Raw genomic sequence first — 18,889 nt, 5'->3', positions numbered from 1 at the left:
GATCATATCCATGAGGCCCTCCAAAGTTGGGATTGCAAACACGACTTTGATACAAGCCGTGGCGCTATCCACCCTCATGGAATCTTGTGGGGGAGATGGCCGGCAGGCCAGAGAGGGTCTTTCGCCATATGCGATAGCTGTGGTATCGGTCGGGCGAGCGCCTATGCAATAATGCAGAGTTAGTTTGGCGGCGACGCAGACGCGGCTTTCCTCTTCTTCGCAGCGAGGAAAAGGGAGCCAAGCGGCTCGCCGCTCACGAAACCGCGCTGGTCGGGTTTGCGCCCAGCAACGCCCGCATGATCGCATCCTTGACCCCCTGGTTGGGCACCCTCGGTTGAGCCGCCGTCCCCTCATCCGGGCTCAGGGCCGCATAGTTGTCGGAGATGAGGTTCGGGGTGCGGGCGTTGAACAGGATGTGATCTTTCAAGAGCGGATGCGAGTTGACGTACGCCCTGATTTGCTTGGCGGTGTTAGGTGCCACGGTTTTGAAATAATTCGGATTTTCCATATAGGCGCGAACGGCTTCTGCCATCAACTCAGACGGCTCGTCCCTGGGAAGATAACCGAAATCCTTGGGCATCTTGTTGCCATTCACGTCGCGATAGACAGTTTCAAGCTCCGGCTCCATCTCGGGAGTGATAGGTATATCCCGATAGGGAATTTTAAGTTTTCCGTTCTTCAGCCAGGTGATGACGGTGCCCACCATGTTATTTATTGCATGACCGTTTTCATGGTCTTGGACCAGACCCGCGTCATTCTTTGACAATCCGCTGTCCACGGTTACTTCAGACTCATAACCACCGTTGTTGATCTGCTTTTGAACTCTGGACGTGGGTACATTCTCAAATTGTCCTAAATCCCCGCTTTGCATAGGCTTGATCGTAGGCCCCTTGCCGGTGGTTGCAATTGTGATGTCGTCGCGCTTGCTGGCTGGCAATGGTCTGTCGCGTTTGTTCAATGTCTGCCTTCCGACAACAGCGGCGTCGGCGCCAATCGCATCGCCATCAATGGTCAGTAGAAGTTTGCCAGTGGTCGGATCATAATGCTGTCCCCGAACAGGGTTGGCGTAGTCGGCGCTGAAAGGCCGGGCTTTTTTGTTCGGTGGCAGATGGATGCCATTGTGGGATTTCCGGCTCGAGGGGCGCAAGCGCCCGCTTTCATCGGCCGTTTGCCCCCCGGCAGTGTTCTCCGCGATCGGCGGATCACCGACGATGGCCGGAAGAGGTTTGCCGGTGACCGGATCGAATTCCTGTTTTGCAGCGGGATTCAACGTCTCGCTGCTGCTCGACGCCAGGTCTTCCCTCGACTCGGCTGCTCCCGGCGACAGTTTCTCGTCCTTCGGAAGGCCGGTCTGTACATCGATGCCCTCCCCCAGTATTTTGCTTTTGATATAGGGTATGAGCTTGCTAGCTCCGATCCCGAGGAGTGTCTGTGCAGGCGCCAAAAGGGCACCAAACTCCGCCTGCTTACCGGCTTCTCCGAGCCTGTTTTTCAGATCCCCTTGTCCATCGCCAAATCCTTGAGCCGCGCCGCCGATCGTGCCAGCAACGGTAGCGGCGGCCATGCGTGGCACAATCGTCTTGCCAACATTGCCGAATATCCAGTCCACGAGAGCCGGAGCCCTAAGCGCGGTCGCAGCGATAGTGGCGGCGCTCCCGCCCAACTTTCCCGCAGTCGCGAATACCGGATGGTTCTCATCAATGTTCGCATCTTTTGCGCGCTCGATCTGTAGCGCGTGATTGTATCTGTCGTTCCAGTTCTCTTCCGGTAATGGCTGGGGCACCCAACTCCTTGGAACAAGTGACGCGATATAGGGCGCAACCGTAGCATTGATTCCGGCATTCATTTCGTCTGCATAGGAACCGAAGATTGGTACGCCGCGGGCGAAAGTGCGGCCGAAGTCGTCGACGTTTTTGTCCGTCAAATCTGCGAGATCCCCTGCCGAACCCGCTCGAGTGCGTGCATCCCGCGAGTTCTGACGCTCCTTCGCCAGATCGTCCCCGTTCATGTAAGAGGCAAAGTTATCTGCATGGCCAAGGGTCAGGTCATTGGCGAGCATTCTGATAACATCGTCAGCAGCTTGACCGGCTTGGCCATACCACGGAAGGGCGTCATACCGAGCTATGACTGGATCCTCGATCGGTTTTGGGGTGACGCTGTTCAAATAGTCTTTGATTGCCTGAATATCGGATTGCGTCAATGGCCGATTGAACGCGCTGTACGGCACCCGCCAACGGCCACTCCGTTCCCATGAAATGTCCTCCATGGCCGAAGGATCGCGCTGCGCCTTCATCTGATCCGGAAACGCCAGCGGATTCCCCGTGTCCCGCCTCTGCTGTTGGCCTGCCGCGGCGAGAATAGCCCATGGGTCCCACGGGCCATCGGCGGTCGCGGGCTGGTTTCGGATATGGTTGCCGGCGTTGCGGGGATTGTCGGAGGGCGGCGCTGCCCGTACGTCACTCGACATCTGCCTGGAACCGCCGGTCGGCAACGTCCGGCCTGCTCTTTCGGCCTGATCGAGCCATCTGAGCCCAGGATAGGTGATAGGGTCCGCTGCGTCCTCAGGACCATTGCCGCTCATCGAAGCCGCCGGCCTGCCACGCATGGCCTGCGTAATCATTTGATTGGTCACATCGTTGCCAATGCTATGGGGATCGGCGGGCGTCACGGTATCGGCGAAATTGGTGTCATCACCGGCGCCATCACGTCTTAGGAAACGGGCCTGCAGGCGCGTCGGCCCTCCGGCGCCCAGCTGCCTGTTCATGCCATTCAGCATGGACAGCGGACTGGTGCCGCCATCATCAGCGACCGGCGGCTGATTTAACGCCGCCACATGCTGCCGCTGAATTTCCTGCGCAATCGCGTTCACCGCTTGGGTGTTGCCCGCATTCTTGGCGTTTGCCAGCGCCTGGTACAACTCATCGATCGTCGCCATTAGGAGTTCTTTCAAGAGGTCGTAGATTGATAGGTGCCGGGCCGCATTCGGCGGGGCTTGATGCATCTTTAAGAGCGGTCGCAGGTCATGCGAAAACCCTCGCCACCTTGCTGCGGAGCCGATGGTCAGGTTCACCGATCAGACCATCCAGGCCTCGGGCCTCCCAGAACCTGACCGTTACCGCGATCGGCACACTCATCTGGGGCTTCGGCGACCTGCTCCCGTTCTGAAGCGGTCGCCCCTCACCCCGGCATCCCACCGACATGCGCATTCGCCACCGGCTCGCTGGTCAATATCTGCGCAGCGTTCTGCTGGCGCCTGAGCGCCAGTTCCTGGTCGATCTGGTAGCGCTTCAAATCGCCCTCCTGCTGCAGGCGCTGCTGCTGCAGTTGCAGGTCGTTCTGCAGCTTCTGCTGCTCGATCTGGCTATCCATCTGTGCTTTTGCCGCCTGAGACTGCTGCTGCGCCTTGATCTTCTCCATTTCCGGATCGGGCCTGTTCGCCGCCGCCTGCTGCATTTGCTGCAGCTGTTGCGGGTCGGGCTTGGTGAAATACATTTCCGGCGTCTTCAGCCCCGCCGCCTCGACCCCGCGGGCCAGCGCGTTCCAGACATTGTCCGGGGTGACATAGGGGTTGTTGGCCGGCCCGAAGGCGCCGAGCAGCTTTTCCTGCTGCGCGCCGATGAACTGCATCATCGCCATGTCGCGCTCGCGCGTGCCGGCGCCCAGCCCGGTATTGACGGTGCAATCCATCGCCGCATTCCATTGCCGCGGATCGAACTCCACCCATTGCCCGCGCAGCCGCACAGTGCGCGGCTTGTCCTGGTGCTTGATCACCATCCGCAGCACAATGCCGAACAGCCGCTTCAGCCCGCGGGCAAAGGTGCGCACCATCTGTTCGGTCTGGCCGATGCCGGCCTGTTCGAGCAGCGCGGTGGCCGTCGCCGTCATGTTCTGCAGCGTATCGGGCGGCAGGCCGCTCGACGCATCGGTGACGCCGGTGCGATCCATCAGCGCATTGTCGAGATAGTCGAGCATGCCGAAGGATTGCTGGGCGACGAAGGGCACGGTGTTGATCTGGATCGCCTCGCGCACGTCGACACCCTGGTTGATGCGGATCGGCTGGCCGAATTTGGGGTTCAGCACCGCTTCGGGATTGGCGATCGTGCCTTCCTGCACCGCCGGCTGCGGATTGTTCTGCCAGTAGATATTGTCGAGCGTCTGCCTGAGCAGCACGGTCTTGACCCGCTGGATCTCCATCGCATCGTCGGGGATCGAATTGCCCTCGCGCTGATGCGGCCGCCGCTCGACGACGAGATCGGCAAACGGCACATCGTCCGTCTCCTCGTCCTCAACCTTGTACTTGTCGTTGATCGCGCCGAGATAGACCATGCGCCGGAGCTCGGCGATACCGTCGTCATCCTGGTCGATGCGGGCGTAAAGCTCGTAATACTCGACCTCCTGCGCCGCCTTGGCGGCTGGGTTGTCGCGGCCCTGCCAATCGCGCCTGCGGCTGAATTGCTCATCGTCCTTGCTGTCGTCGGTGCCGGCGGTCGGCAGGTCGTCGACCAGTTTTCTGTCATAGCCCATCGCCACCAGTTCGGAGCGGCGCATGCGCTTGTTGATGCCGGTGAGTGGGCTGTCATCGATATCGAGCGCATCCGGATGAATGAGAAATTCCTCCGGCGCCACGCCTTCGAGCCGGATCTGCCCGGCCTCCGTCACCCGCCGGATCCGGATGTCGAAGACCGGCTCCTGGCTCGGCTGCCCGCCCGGCACGTCGATCTGCTGCATGCGTTGATCCTTGCCCAGCACCTGGACGCTGTCGTCGCCGACCAGCTGGATCAGCGCCTGCTGGTCGAGCCCGGTATGCATGGAAATCGACACCGAGCGCTTCTTCTGCCAATAGACCCGGACAATGCCGTTGCGCAGGCGAAGCGCGTCGTCGGCCGCATCCTCGATCGCCTGGTCGGCCAGGCTTTCGGGCAGCACGATATGGTTGACATAGTCGGTCGCCTGCTCGGCGCCGCCTTCATCGCCCTCGCTGACCGGCTGGTATTCGACGATCCGGTCATTGCCGAGAATGGTGCGGATCAGCGACGGTTTCACCTTCTTGATCACCGCGCGCACATCGCGCGACACCACCTGCGAACGGTTCTCGTCCGCCGGCGTATCCTTCATCACGCCCTCGGAATATTCCATCGCCTTGCGGCGATCCGAAGACATGTCGGTGCGATATTTCTCGCATTCCTTGACCAGGTCGAAGACCTGGGCCGAGATCGTGCCGCGCTCCGGGCTGTCGGGCGTATCCGCCATCAGACGACCTTCCTTGTCTTGAAATCCCAGTTTTCGGCCTTGGGCTTCGGCGCCTCATAGGCCACGCACATCAGCCCGAAGGCATCGCTCGCATGGCTCGACCAATCGTGGTCGGGCCCGAGCCCGATGCCGCGCTCCTCGTCACGCTTCTCGTGATACCAGCCGAGCGCCGAGCGCCCGCCTTCGGTGGTCTCGGCATGAAACCAGATCGACGGAAACAGCCGCCGAACCGCCTCGATGCGCTTCGACGCCGCCCCGGAACCCTGGTTGCGGATCACCGTCACCGCATAACCGGCCTGGCGGAAAAACCCTTCATAGGAGGCATCGTGAATGCGATCCTTGGTCGAGCCGTCATGCGGCAGGATCACCTCGGTGCGCCCGGCCAGATAGCCGCGCGACCGCATCCATTCGAGATGCGCCGCCGCCGGCTGGCCGACGGCCTCGTAATAATCCAGCACCCGGATCTCGCGCCCGACGAACTGGGCAATCCAGATGGCAAACGCATCCGCCTTGGCGCCGGTGCCGCCGATATCGACAAAGGCGCGATACTGCATCAGCGGATCCGCCGCGACCTTGCCGATCCGGCCCTCGCTCTTCGCCGCATTCAGAGGCCGGGCAAAATAGGCGCCCTCCTGCAGCGTGACGAAGTCACCTTCCCAGATATGCGCATATTGATCCGGCCTCTCCTTGAGGTCGCGCTGCCGGTCACGCTCCAGTTTCGCCGGAAACCACGGATTGTCGCGCCAGTTCATCTCGACGACGCGAAAGCGCTCATCGGCCGTCTCGCGAAATCTTTTATGCGTGGCGCTCGCCCGGCGGCGCGGATTCCACGTCACCCAGAGTTCGCTATCCTCCTCACGCAAAGTCGGGATCAGCACCTGCCAGGCCGTCTCGCTGACCGGCTCGGCCTCGTCGACCCAGCCAAGCAGGATGCGCGCCCGCGACTTGATGCTGTCGAGGCTGCGATCAAGGCCGGCAAAGGTGTAATAAATCCGCCCCGACAGCGTCGCGACATATTTCTCGCCAATGTCGAAATGCGGCTCCAGCCACGGCTCCGAACGGATCGCCGCCTTGATCTCCTCGAGCGAGGAACCGGCCAGCGAATTCATGAACTGCCGCGCACAAAGGATCTGCCCGCTGCGCCCCGCCGCATCCCACATGAAGGCGCGCACCGCGGTCATCTTGGCAAAGCTGCGCGTCTTGGCGCTGCCCCGCCCACCCCAGGCGCACCGGATATCGGCCTCGCCGGAAAAAACGGGAATGAGCTTTGGCGGAAGAACGATCTGCTCAGTCGTCATGGCCAGGCGCCACGAGTTCGATCCGCTGCACAAGCTTGATCGGCGCCACCGCCTCATCACCCCCGGCAGCCGCCTGCGCCTTGTCGTCGATCCGGTCAGCAATCTCCTTGATCGCCCGCAAATCCCCGCTCTCGGCCATCTCGATCAACCGCGAGGCGATCTGCCGAAGCCCACGGCTATTGTCGAGCTCCAGCGCCGCCAGTTCCATCTTCAGGGCATCCCGAAACGGCATATCCTGCTTGCTGCTGCGTTTTGCCTTGCGCGCCATGGTCAAACGCCCCGATCAGGTGAAAGGGAAAGCCCGTCCACCATTCAACACCCCGGCCTCGGCCGCGGCTTGGTCTTCTTCGCCATGGCGGTTCCTTTCATGCATGAAAAAACCCGCCAGCTTGCGATGACGGGGTGACGGATAAGCGTGCGTATAGACTTACGGAAAAACTGCGAAACGGAAAGGCCACAAGCCTCCCACTGTGCCGATCGCCTGTGGCGTCGACTGGGTTCGGGTATCGGCAACTATGGCCGAGGGACCCGAGGCGTCCTACACTGGCATTTGGGGGGTGGAGCGAACATTAACAAGGTGGGATTTGAATTTAGATGGATGCGGAGATCTGGCGTGTGGCACACCCCTTCCAGGTTCATCGAAATTCAGAGTGGAGATCATGGCAGATGCGACATCTCTGCGCACTGGCGCCACCTTGCCACCTGGCTAGCCAAGAGTTTCTCGGAAGCAAAGCCATGGTTAGGAACAGTTGGGTGGCGGTTCTTAGCCCGAAGCGTACGTCCAAGCGAGGAACAGATAGTGCCGGCTGATAAGGGTTATGATGCCGACTGGCTCTGCGCCGGAATGCGGACGCGATGAGCATGGGCCAATATTCCACCGAAAGTTAACTGCAAAGCCCCTATGGTCTTCAGCCCCTGGTTTCGACACAGGGCACCTACGACGAGCACGATCGATGTCTTATGATATTCAACCATATATCGACCTCATACGGTCATTTCTCGATGAAGAGATCCCCGTCGAGGTTTTCGAGAAGCAGTATCTCGATATGTTCAAGGCGGAGAAAAGGTCGCTTCCGCAGCATCTGTATGAACCGCTCAATTGGGTGTTTACAAGTATCGATGTCCATGTTCCGGATAAAGATGGACGAGTGCGCGAGCCATATGAAATGGATGATTCTCGCTTCCTCAAAGATATCACAGAGACATACTCAAAGCTGCTGATCTTGAAGTAAGCCATGCACGCATGAGAACGCCTGTTGCTTTGACGGGATGACCGCAATTTGGCGCGAAGCGGCCATCTGAAGCTGCGCATCTATTAAACGGCCTTGCGCCGTCAAGTCGGACACCAAGGAAAACACGGCCGCAGCTCAGAAGCGGTCGTACCCCGCGCTGCACGTTTGCCCCAAGAAGAGGCCGCACCCAACTCCAACGTGCCAACAGCGGACAAAAACACTCAACACACAAGCCGACACCTGAGAATAGTCCGGGAGGGCGAGAGGCCTAACTAAGGCGGCGCACCAAACATATTTATTAAGCCGGCGCCCATTGCGCAGATTTCCTATTTCTCACAAAAGTTCGGGATTATTGGGTTGTGGGTTCTTTCCCTTGCGCGGAAACGGATGCTGCTATTGGATAAAGCGCATGCTTCACTGCCGCGATTCGAACAATGAATAACAACGTCTACATCGACCTCAGCCGGCAATTCGTACCGATTGCCGAAAAAACGGAATTCGGCGAGGATTACGAAGATCGCGCGCTGTTCGGCATCGCCAGAACGATTGGTTGGCCGGACCTGCTGGGGGAGTATCGCGTCATCATCCTCGCCGAGGCGGGGGCCGGCAAGACCGCGGAAATCCGGCAAACCGCCACGAAAGTCCGAATGGACGGCAGGCCGGCTTTTTTTATTCGTCTCGAGTATCTTGCGGACGGGATTGATGGTGCTTTCGAAGGCGAAGCGACAGGTACGTATCCGGAGTTTCTGAAGTGGCTGGCGTCTGACGCCGAGGCATGGCTGTTTTTGGATTCGGTGGATGAAGCTAAGCTGGAAAGTCCGCGGAATTTTGAGAAAGCCATTCGCATTCTAGCTGCGCGGCTAAGCGACGCGCGGCAGCGCGCCCACATTTTTATCACCAGCCGGATCACTGAATGGCGACCGACGACTGACCTTGCGTTGGTAAATGACAAGCTGCCCTACAAGGCACCTCGCGCTGCCCCGGATGAGCCCGGCGATACATCTGCTGAAGATGTGGAAAATGAAATTGTCGCCACGATCGGCGGGAAAGATGTTCAGCAGAAAGTCGGGCCGACAGCCGATAATTCAAGCGCGAAGATCTTTTCGCTTGCGCCATTGGCAGACGATCAAATCAAGATTTTTGCCGCGGCCAGAGGTGTGACCGACAGCGATGCATTCCTTGCCGCCATCGAGCGGAATGACGCGCATATCTTTGCGTCCCGGCCACGCGACCTTCTCGATCTAATCGCCTTCTGGAACAAGCACGGACACGTTGGCACTCCATTGGAGCTCATCAGGTCCAGCATTGAAAACAAGCTGCGAGAAGACGACCCCGCCCGAGCTCAGATCAAGCCCCTTTCGCTTGACAAGGCATATCGCGGCGCGAAGCTGCTCGCAGCAGCGGCGACGCTCCTTAAGGAACAGCGCATCGCTGTGCCCGACAACGCTCCTGGAGCAATCGGTATTGTTGCGACGACGATTTTGAGGGATCGGAGCGATGCCGAATGCTCTGTGTTGCTTTCCCGCCCCATCTTCGACGAAGCGATTTACGGCACCGTGCGATTTCATCATCGTTCCGTGCGCGAATACCTCACGGCCGAATGGCTCAACGATCTGCTGAAAAATGGCAACTCCCGGCGGCAGATCGAAGGCCTTTTTTTCAAGACGCAGTACGGTGTGCCGGTGATTGTTCCAACTATGCGGCCAATCCTTTCGTGGATGGCACTCATGGACGAACGCATCCGCGAGCGGGCCTATCGCTTGGCCCCGGAAGCGCTGCTGTCCGGGGGCGATCCGGCACAGTTTTCATCGGCGTTTCGCGAGCAAATCATATCCATGGTTTGCGCTCAACAGGAAATAGAAGGCGCCGACCACTCATTTGACATTGCAATAATCCAGCGTTTCGTGCGCCCCGATATGGGCCCGATGATAAAAGAGCTTCTGTCTCGATACGTTTCCAATCGGGTAAATCAGAGGTTACTTCTGCGGCTGGTCTGGCAAGGCGGTCTTTCCGAATGCATCCCGGAGGCATTTGCAGTGGCGCGCGACACGACGCGCGACACGTCGCTCCGATTGACCGCCATTCGCGCGTTGGCMGCGGKCGAGCCGCTGCCCGACGGTGAGGGCAAGATAGCTGAATTGCTGGGCACCCTTGCCCCGATGGATCATCATACTCTCGGTGAACTGATCGCGAATTTCACGCCTCGCCTACTATCTCTGGAACAGGTGCTGGATGCCATCGGAAGGCTCAATCCACCCAGCCGATATGACACCTCTTCCATCGGGCGGGCTCTTGCCAATATCACCGTGTCATGCTCACCAGAGGACACGCTTCGCTTTGTACGGAGAATCATCGAATTGATTGCCCTGCCCCCGTTCATCGAACGGCGGCACTTCGAAGTTTCCGCTCGGTATGCATGGCTGCTTATTCATGGCGCCAAGGCGTGTGAAACGCTGATTGCGCTGCGGAACCCATTGGCGCTCGACGAGGCGGTCCTGTCTATCGTATCGCTTACCTCGCTGTCGTATCACTATGATGCCGACCATTCCGACAAGATCAAATTCGGCGAACTTGTGCCTGCCTGGGATCGGTTCAATCATCGTCTGTTTTGGCATGACGTCACTGAAGCTCGAAAGGAGCTGGACGACGGCAAGCGGCTTGTTGACTGGTGGAATGCGCGAGTTTTCCGCGATTACTGGAAGTTCGAGGCGCGCCATTTCGAGCAGATTGCCGACGACATCACAGGGCGGCCCCTGGGTGACGACAAGCTTGTCGCCCTCTCGTTGGCCTTCGCGATCTACAAAGAAAACGGCAGGCCCAAAGAATGGTTGAAGCAGCTGAAGGCAGCAGTGAACGGCGTTCCTGAGCTTGAAGCGGCGCTGCATGGATACCTACATCCACCCAAGATGTCGGCCGAGGCGCTCAAATTCAGGAAACGCGAAAGCGACTTCAAGAAGCGACAAGAGCAACGACAAGCGCGACTGGCGGCGGATCGCGCCAAATCGAGCGCCTGGCTCGCTAAAAACGTCGCGGTGTTGCGTGATGTCTCGCTGGCCGCCCGTGGCAATGTGTGGGACGCGCAACACTACCTTATCCACCGCCTTCGCGAATTCGGCAAGGAACGTCATCGTTGGGGTTATGGAAACTGGCGTGACCTTATTGCTGCTGAAAACGCAGACGTCGCCCAGGCATTCCGAGATGGCGCCGTGGGCTACTGGCGCAACTACGAACCGCCGTTGCGCTCGGAAGGCGTGGAGGAACCCGGCAGTGTGCCGAATGGAGTTGTTCTAGGCCTATGCGGCCTCGAGATCGAGGCAACCGAGACGGAGAATTGGGCAACTACGCTTCTTCCTCAGGACGCGGCGCGCGCATGTCGGTATGCACTTTGGGAAATGAATGGCTTCCCAAACTGGATGCCAGAGCTGTTCGCCACCCATCGCCGGCTTACACGCGATATGCTGTTGGGGGAAATCGAATGGGAAATGCGTCACACGGCAAAAGGCGCGACGGCCAGTTACGTTCTGTCCGATATCGAATGGCGGGGTGATTGGGCCAAGCCTGATCTCGCACGTGGCGTAATGGACTGCCTTGCACTGATTGATCCGGCAAATCTCGATGTCCTAGGCAGCGCTCTGAAGATCGTCACCAATGCGAACAGCATCCCCGACGCGGAGCTCATTTCTCTTGCCCAAGGTAAATCGTTTTCCGTCGACGATCCCGAAGCTTGCGCTGTTTGGTTTTCGTTGTGGATATCGGTCGATGCACAGCCTGCTCTCATTGTCGTCGAGCAGCATCTGTCCCAAATCGAAGACCAGAATGCTGCGAGAACATTCTGCATGCAATTGGCGGTGGATTTGATTGGAAAGCATCGCACCAATCTAGGCCCGCGACAAAGCTTCCGTACCGTGCAGTCCTTGAAATCGATTTTTCTCCTGCTCCATCGATTCATTCGGGTCGAGGATGACCTGCACCGCGGCAATACGGGCGTGTATTCGCCAACGCTGCGCGACAATGCGCAAGAGGCCCGCAATCAGGTATTTTCGATGCTCCAAGAAATACCCGGGAAAGAGTCGTACATCGCGCTGCGGGAACTTAGCGAAGTCCATCCGGCAAATGACTCGCGTAGCTGGGTGGCGCGGCATGCCTTCAGGCGGGCGGAAGCGGATGCCGATCTGCCTAAATGGCCGGCCGGCGACTTCCTGACGTTCGCAGAATTTGCCGAGCGCCAGCCCCGCAACCATGCGCAACTGTTTGAGTTGGCCGTGCTTCGCCTACTTGATCTCAAGGATGAAATTGAGAACGGTGACGACAGCATCGCCGAGATTTTGCTCAAGGTCGATGGGGAGGAAGTCTTGCGCAACTATCTTGGAAAATGGTTGCGTGACAATGCGAGCGGTCGATATTCCATTCCGCAGGAAGAGGAGCTGGCGGACGCAAAGCGGCCGGACTTGCGCATGCACGGTGTAGGATTTGACGCGCCGGTGCCGATTGAATTCAAGATCGCGGATAAATGGACTGGTCCCAAACTGTTCGAGCGGTTGGAGAACCAGCTCTGCAATGACTATCTGCGCGATGTAAGGTCGGATTCCGGCATATTCCTGATGGTTTATCGCGGGCAGAAAGGCAATTGGGACCACCCTACGACTGGCCAATCCCTCGCATTTGAGGAACTGGCGACCGCCCTGCAGGAACACGCAAACAGCTACATCGCCAATCGGACGGATATCCAGACCATTACGATCATCGGCATCGACCTTACAAAACGAGCCACCCCGTTGCGGCCCGTCGCAACCCCCTCCGTTTGATTACCGGGTAACCCCATGCCGACGTCAGCTGTGAAAGACAAATTTATCGCCTTCGTCGACGTGCTTGGATTCAAGCAAATGGTTCAAGACGCGGAAAGCGGCGCTGGCCGCTCGTTTTCTGAAATCCAGGACATAGTTGATGTGCTTCGGAACGAAAATGGGAAGAGCTTTTTCAAGAGCTACGGCCCACAGGTATGCCCGGAAAGCAGATGCGTACGGAAGGATCTGGACTTTGAATCAACACAGGTCTCCGACTGCGTAATCGCGTCGTCGGAAATATCGCCGGCCGGGGTGATTAATCTGGTCAACATATGCTGGAGCGCGGCGATAACGCTGCTGACCAAAGGTGTGCTTGTGCGCGGCTATATCACGCGCGGTAATGTGATGCACAATGAAAGAACCTTGCTAGGGACTGGCTATCACAGGGCTTATGAGCGTGAAGGCGAGGTGCGGGCATTTCAGCGTGACGCAGACGAGAAAGGCACGCCGTTCATTGAAGTCGACGACGAAGTATGCACCTATGTCCGCAATGAAACCGATCCTTGCGTCCGCGAGATGTTTAGCCGCTACGTTAAGTCAGATGGCTCGCTGACCGCGATTTTTCCATTCCAGCGCCTGTCCCACTCCATTGCAATCGGAGGCTTTGGCGTGCCGCCCTTCAATCCTGAAAAAGAGAAAAAATCGAATGACATCATGCGCCAGAATATCCGCGATATGCAGGCCAAACTTAAGCAATACGTCGATCCCGGCAACGAACGCGCAGTAAAGAAGTTGGCGCATTACCTGTACGCACTCGATGAGCAGCTTGTGATTTGCGACAGGACCGACGAAGCTATCGAGATGCTCTCGCGGCCATTTCCCCGGCGAGGATAGTTTGCAATCTTAGAGCGGCGGGGTTCGTTATCTGCTGCATAGCATACGCTTCTTGTTAAATTTCCCAATAGCGGACCGTCCGCTCTCCGGCCCCATCTCGGTCATCAATCAACGCGCAGCCCATGACCGCCGTCGGCGCATGAGCTGACTTCGAACTGTCTGTAGCCAAAGATGTTAATCAGTCCTCTTATGCTCGCAATGGACGAGTTGATATCTAGCAGCCTCGCTGCTATGACGGGCAATCACTCCCCAAATGCGGCACGTGTTGTCCGCTTTTTTCAAATGTCCATCAACTTCAGAATTGCAGATGAGCCGCGCCGCGGGCTCACCTTCTATTTCATCCCATGCGATCACGACTTTTGCGGCGAAGATGACTACGATCGCTTTGGCCCAGACGCATTCAACGTACGAGAGGAAGCGTTTCTGTTCATCGAGGGCCTGGTGGCCCGTTCCTTCCCGGATTGGACCACTAATTATCGTCACTGGGGCACCGCGTGGGTCGCGCGAGACACCTGGCTCGATATCCTGCCTCGATTTCAGGAATTGAGGCGTGACGTCAAAGGCAATGCGCGCCTGATGACAATTGTCGAAAGGTACGTCCTTTACGCCGGATTCATGCCGCCGATACGCAAGTTCCATCGAAAGGCCTTGCTGGCATTCCTGGACCGGCTCGAGGAACGGGTGCGGGTGGCGATCGAACGCTATCCCTATCTGCTGATCGACGGCATCTGACGCGCGAGCCGCGCGATATCACCATGACACTCAAGGATATTGACCGCGCGACCTTCGAAGGCATAGCCGAGGTCGTCGTGGAATTTCCCTATAAGGACAGACATAATCATCAACGACACGCTGCCCTGGGCGGCCGAGCAGGCACTGGCTTTTCACACATGGTCGGACGACGAGATTATCGCGTTTCATCTGGATGTCCTCGAAAGAAAAATCGAAGACTGCATGGCCGTCGCGGCAAGCGAGGCGTTCCAGATCAGGCATCCGGACACGCCGCTGGAGAATGTTCTGCTCATCCTCAGGCTTCGGCACTTGCCGATCCCCAGTGCGGAGGCGTTTCTGATGCTGGTTGAAGGCCGGGTGAAGAACGAGGGGATGAAGTTCCGTTACGGTCATGGTGGCGATGAAATGTAGGCGGCTTCAGGGGGCTTTCGCCGGAAACGGCGTCGATATTCACCTGCCGTCGCCAAGCACCAGCCCATCATAGAGCCCGCTCACCACAGCCCGCCTCATCCTGATCGCCAGACTGTCGTGGAAGATTTCCAGCGCCCTTTCCGCTTCCTTGCCGCTCAACCATCCATCGGCAAGGCGCCAGCGCCGGAAGAAGAGCCAGTCGAGCTCCCCCGCCCGAAAAGACTCCAGGTTTTTGCGCGCGTCTTCGACCGTGATGGGCTTGTAAGTCCTCCGAGCGGCGCTTGCGGGGTTTCGTTGAAGCTCCCTGTCGCGGTTTCGTTCCTGCACGGCGTTATATCGCACCAATGCCTTGGCGACGTCGTCCTCGGTGATCGTTACCAGGCGGTCCATCTCGGCACGGATATCAGCAGGGATCGTTTCGCACGCCGTCGCAACAGCCTGCGTAAACCGCGGATCGCGTGTGACGTCGACCCTGCCCGACCAGCCTTCGCGCCAGAAGATCGTTTCCGCAGCCTTTGTGACAGAGCTGCCCTTCGCCAGGCCAAGCGCCTCGAGAACGGGAACAAGTTCCTTGCCGACAAGGAATCCGCCAACGTCGGGCGCGGTTGCGGCATGGGGGTGGGAAGGGGGATATTTCAGGTGGCCAAAATGATTGGCCAGGCCGAGGACGGCGACGCAGATATCGTCCCATCTCGGCAAAGGGTCCGGCAATTCCGGATTTGTCCGTGCGATCGCTCCGCCGTCAAACTCATCGGCCACGCCAAGCTTGGCCAGTGCCTCGCAGCCTATCTGCCAAGCCGTCATAAACGCGTGGGACCATGCCCGTCTGGAGGGGTCCGGCAGGTACCTGTCCTCCGGAATGTTCCGCTTGAGGTATTTGATCACCTCTGTTGTCCAATCACCGGAAGAGCTGGCCTGGCTCACGCGTTCTCCGATCCAATCGTTGCTTCCTGCCGGCACATCATCAAAATGCACGGTTGCGCGGCCATTCGGGCAGCAATGACCGAAAACGACAAAGATAGCGTTTGACAACTCGCTAAAGCTGTACCGATTTCGCAGACGCTTTCGTCCCCGCGAAACGATACGCGCATGGAGGCCGGCATAGTGACAATAGAGCCGCCAACGTTTCGCCCCAATGGCCACCACGAAAACTGCCTGGTCACGGTTCTGCTCGACGTCGTGACGCAGAACCGCCTCAGCGATCCTTGCATGGCCGCAGCGGCAGATGGCGCAGCCCAATTCCACCTCATCCTAATTTAGTTAGGCGATTGCCCCGGCCTGCGCTAAAATGCCGCGAAGGCTCTCTCCCAGCCCGGGAATAGCCGTCTTTTTGGTTGGCAAATCGATGAAGCAGAGACTTGCCGCAGTCCTGGCCGCCGATATGGCGGGCTATAGCCGACTGATGGAAGCGGACGAGGCCGGCACGCTGGCGCGCCTCAAGGCGCATCGTATCGAGCTCATCGACCCGGTCATCGCCAAGAATGGCGGCCGGATCATCAAGACGACCGGCGACGGCATGCTGGTCGAATTCCAGAGCGTGACGGATGCGGTCAAATGCGCCGTGGAAGTCCAGCAGCGCATGAAGCGGCGCAATTCCGACCTGGCCCCGGACCGGCGCATCGAATTCAGGATCGGCATCAATCTCGGCGACATCATTTTCGAGGACGACGACATTTTTGGCGATGGCGTCAACATCGCGGCCCGCGTCGAACAGTTGGCCGATGTCGGCGGCATCTGCGTCACGGCGGCGGTGGCGAACCAGATTTCCGGCCGCGTCGAGGTTTCCCTCGAAGACCTCGGCGAGAAGACGCTGAAGAATATCAGCCGCCCGGTGCGCCTCTACCGCGTCGGGATAGACGCGAGCGTGCTGCCGGCGCCGCCGGCGGAAGAGGCGAGCGCCAAGCGGGCGGTCTCCAAACCCTCGATCGTCGTGCTGCCCTTCGACAATATGAGCGGCGACCCCGAGCAGGAATTTTTCGCCGACGGCCTGACCGAGGATATCATCACCGAGCTGTCGCGCCGCCACGAGCTCTTCGTCATCTCGCGCAATTCCAGCTTCGTCTACAAGAACCAGCCGGTCAATGTGCGCGAAGTGGCCGAAAAGCTCGGCGCCCAATATCTGGTCGAAGGCAGCGTCAGAAAAATCGGCGACCGGGTGCGGGTCACCGTGCAGCTGATCGACGCCGTCAATGATTCCCATATCTGGGCCGACAAATACGATCGCAAGCTCGACGATATTTTCGCCATCCAGGACGAAGTGACGTCGGCGATCTCAGCCACGCTGCCCGGCCGCGTCGAAGCTGCCCAGCGCGACCAGCTCGCCCGCAGCAAGCCGGCCAATATGGCGGCCTACGAATGTGCGCTGACCGCCAAGGTGCTGCATCACCGCAGCACCGCCGCCGACAATGCCCAGGCCCAGGAGCTGATCAGCCGGGCGCTGGCGCTCGATCCCAACTATGCCCATGCGCATGCCTGGCGCGCCTGCATCCTCGGCCAGTGCTGGGTCAACGGCTGGTGTGCCGACAAGGATGCACTCTGGGGACAGATCTCTGCCGAATTGGAACAGGCCCTGGCGCTCGACGACAATGACGCCGACGTGCATCGCATCCTGGCGGCCGTCAATGTCAACAACAATGCGCTGACGACGGCGCGCTATCACCAGGAGCGCGCGCTGTCCCTCAATCCCAATTATGATCTGGTCGTGGTGCAGCAGGGCGAGCTTCTGACCTGGCTGGGGCGGCCCGGAGAAGGGGTCGAATGGATCCGCAAGGCCATGCGGCTCAACCCGCATCACCCCGAACGGTTCTGGAGCCATCTCGGCAAGGCCCATTTCGCCGCCCGCCAATATGGCGAGGCGATCGAAGCCTTCATGCATCTCTCGGCCATGGACCACACCCAACACGCCTTCGTCGCCGCCTGCTACGGCTGGCTCGGCGACGGCGTTGCCGCCTCGGCGCATATCGGCAAGGTCCGCGCCCTGGCGCCGGATTTCGGGCTGGAGGCATTTCTGGGCACGCTGCATTTTGCTGAGGCAGCCGATGCGCAGCATGTGCGTGAAGGGCTGGTGAGAGCGGGGGCGGAGGCGGAGGAGACTGTGGCGGTAAGCGGCGTGGCAGCGCAGTGAGCGCTTGCTAGCGCTCAGCCGAGCTCCTGGGCCAGCCCGATGAGCAACCCTCCGGGCCCACGGATGTAGCAGAGCCGATAGACGTCCCTATAGTCGACAACCTCACTGACAAGCGTCGCACCACGCCGGCTGAGCCTTTGCAGCGTCTCATCGACATCGTCCACGGCGAACATGATGCGCAGGTAGCCCAGCGCATTCACCGGCGCGTTCCGGTGATCCTCGACGACGTCAGGCGCGAGGAACCGAGACAGCTCAAGCCGGCTCAGTCCATCCGGCGTGCGCATCATGGCGATCTCGACGCGCTGGTCGCCCAGGCCGGTGACGCGTCCGGCCCATTCGCCTTCGATCGTCGCCCGCCCTTCGAGCTCAAGGCCGAGTTCGCGAAAGAAATCGATCGTCTCTTCGAGGTCCTCGACGACGATGCCGATATTGTCCATCCGTTTGAGCGCCATGTAGCCAATCTACAAGCTTTCGTCGCAAACTCAATCGGCAATGGCCACCCGCCTCTGCCGCTTGAATTTCCTCGCATAGCTGCGATACTCAGATGCGGGGGACCGAACCATGATGCGTCGCCTCATGATCCTGGCAGCCTTGCTGCTCTCGACGCTGGCGCTCACCAGTGCCGGGCCGGCGGACGACGGTCGCTTCTATGCCGGGAACTATTCCTTCTCCGACGAGCTCGGCGGCTTCCGCATCCTCTCCGCATCCGGCACGGGCACGCTGGAGGACCCGATCGAAATCCGCGAGGAGCTCTATTCGGCCGATCCCGTGACGCTGGTGATCCGGGCAGCACCGGCGGCCGGCCCGCGCGACATGCCCGAGGGGGATTTTCACATCAGCATCGTCGCGGTCAACAAAAGCGGGCTGGCCTGGATCGAGTTCGACTTCGAACTGCAGGAGATCCGCGACAAGCCCAGCGATTTCTACGACGGCCTGTCGTTCAACCAGGTCAATCCCGATCCTTCCATGATCTCGTCGGACCATTTTGACGCTTTCGAGAACCATTTCGAGAGCTTTGACCGACTGCGCTTCAAGGAGGGCCATGTCGATCCCAAGGACCGCGCCCGTTTCGGCTTCTTCATCACCGACACCACGCCGGTGCCGACATTCTACCTGCTGCAGGACCCACATGTGCCGTTCTCGTAAGCCGCGCCGGAACAGGGG

The 18,889-nt window shown here is 59.2% G+C and carries 13 protein-coding genes; 7 read left to right on the top strand and 6 right to left on the bottom strand.

The features are described 5' to 3' along the window. Positions 1-253: 253 nt before the first annotated feature. The 4 genes from AC1DYF_RS34940 to AC1DYF_RS34925 all read right to left on the bottom strand — a co-directional run bounded on the left by AC1DYF_RS34940 (position 254) and on the right by AC1DYF_RS34925 (position 6,816). A complete protein-coding gene (locus AC1DYF_RS34940) occupies positions 254-2,935 on the bottom strand; it encodes a hypothetical protein (RefSeq protein WP_477882773.1) in 2,682 nt (893 codons plus the stop codon). 242 nt (positions 2,936-3,177) lie between these two features. After that, positions 3,178-5,250, bottom strand: a complete 2,073-nt coding sequence (locus AC1DYF_RS34935) for a portal protein (RefSeq protein ID WP_477882771.1) — start codon at positions 5,248-5,250, stop codon at positions 3,178-3,180. Further along, positions 5,250-6,548 carry a PBSX family phage terminase large subunit gene (locus tag AC1DYF_RS34930; protein WP_477882769.1) on the bottom strand — a complete coding sequence of 433 codons (1,299 nt, stop codon included), beginning with the start codon at positions 6,546-6,548 and terminating at the stop codon, positions 5,250-5,252. Before AC1DYF_RS34930 ends, AC1DYF_RS34935 begins: the two co-directional genes overlap by 1 nt. Continuing rightward, positions 6,538-6,816 (bottom strand): hypothetical protein, encoded by a 279-nt coding sequence (locus tag AC1DYF_RS34925; protein ID WP_477882767.1) that lies wholly within the window; start codon positions 6,814-6,816, stop codon positions 6,538-6,540. The genes AC1DYF_RS34930 and AC1DYF_RS34925 overlap by 11 nt, the downstream gene beginning before the upstream one ends. Before the next feature lie 685 nt (positions 6,817-7,501). Here AC1DYF_RS34925 and AC1DYF_RS34920 point away from each other — a divergent pair. From AC1DYF_RS34920 to AC1DYF_RS34900, 5 genes are all read left to right on the top strand, one after another. Then, complete coding sequence (locus tag AC1DYF_RS34920; protein WP_477882765.1) at positions 7,502-7,780, top strand: colicin immunity domain-containing protein; 279 nt, start codon at positions 7,502-7,504, stop codon at positions 7,778-7,780. 434 nt (positions 7,781-8,214) lie between these two features. Then, positions 8,215-12,585: an NACHT domain-containing protein gene (locus AC1DYF_RS34915; RefSeq protein WP_477882763.1), complete on the top strand. Its 4,371-nt coding sequence runs from the start codon at positions 8,215-8,217 to the stop codon at positions 12,583-12,585. A 15-nt stretch (positions 12,586-12,600) separates the two neighbouring features. Then, positions 12,601-13,458 (top strand): hypothetical protein, encoded by an 858-nt coding sequence (locus AC1DYF_RS34910; RefSeq protein WP_477882761.1) that lies wholly within the window; start codon positions 12,601-12,603, stop codon positions 13,456-13,458. 231 nt (positions 13,459-13,689) lie between these two features. After that, positions 13,690-14,190, top strand: a complete 501-nt coding sequence (locus tag AC1DYF_RS34905) for a hypothetical protein (protein WP_477882760.1) — start codon at positions 13,690-13,692, stop codon at positions 14,188-14,190. Positions 14,191-14,412: 222 nt separating this feature from the next. Further along, positions 14,413-14,601: a hypothetical protein gene (locus AC1DYF_RS34900; RefSeq protein WP_477882758.1), complete on the top strand. Its 189-nt coding sequence runs from the start codon at positions 14,413-14,415 to the stop codon at positions 14,599-14,601. Between the two features lie 39 nt (positions 14,602-14,640). Here AC1DYF_RS34900 and AC1DYF_RS34895 read toward each other — a convergent pair whose 3' ends face one another. Next, on the bottom strand, positions 14,641-15,840 hold the full coding sequence (locus AC1DYF_RS34895) for a hypothetical protein (protein ID WP_477882756.1): 1,200 nt from the start codon (positions 15,838-15,840) through the stop codon (positions 14,641-14,643). Between the two features lie 106 nt (positions 15,841-15,946). Between AC1DYF_RS34895 and AC1DYF_RS34890 the strand changes: the two genes are divergently transcribed. Continuing rightward, the gene (locus AC1DYF_RS34890; RefSeq protein WP_477882755.1) at positions 15,947-17,725 is read left to right on the top strand and encodes an adenylate/guanylate cyclase domain-containing protein; all 1,779 of its coding nucleotides are present in this window, start codon (positions 15,947-15,949) and stop codon (positions 17,723-17,725) included. Between the two features lie 14 nt (positions 17,726-17,739). Here AC1DYF_RS34890 and AC1DYF_RS34885 read toward each other — a convergent pair whose 3' ends face one another. Then, positions 17,740-18,177, bottom strand: coding sequence for a VOC family protein (locus AC1DYF_RS34885; protein ID WP_477882753.1), 438 nt, complete (start codon positions 18,175-18,177; stop codon positions 17,740-17,742). Positions 18,178-18,286: 109 nt separating this feature from the next. Here AC1DYF_RS34885 and AC1DYF_RS34880 point away from each other — a divergent pair, with 109 nt between their 5' ends. Further along, complete coding sequence (locus tag AC1DYF_RS34880) at positions 18,287-18,871, top strand: hypothetical protein (protein ID WP_477882751.1); 585 nt, start codon at positions 18,287-18,289, stop codon at positions 18,869-18,871. Positions 18,872-18,889: the final 18 nt, after the last annotated feature.

This window comes from Rhizobium sp. P2_G9 (assembly GCF_056403475.1).
Note: the sequence above shows the minus strand (reverse complement) of the source record. Positions and strands in the feature narration are given on the sequence as shown.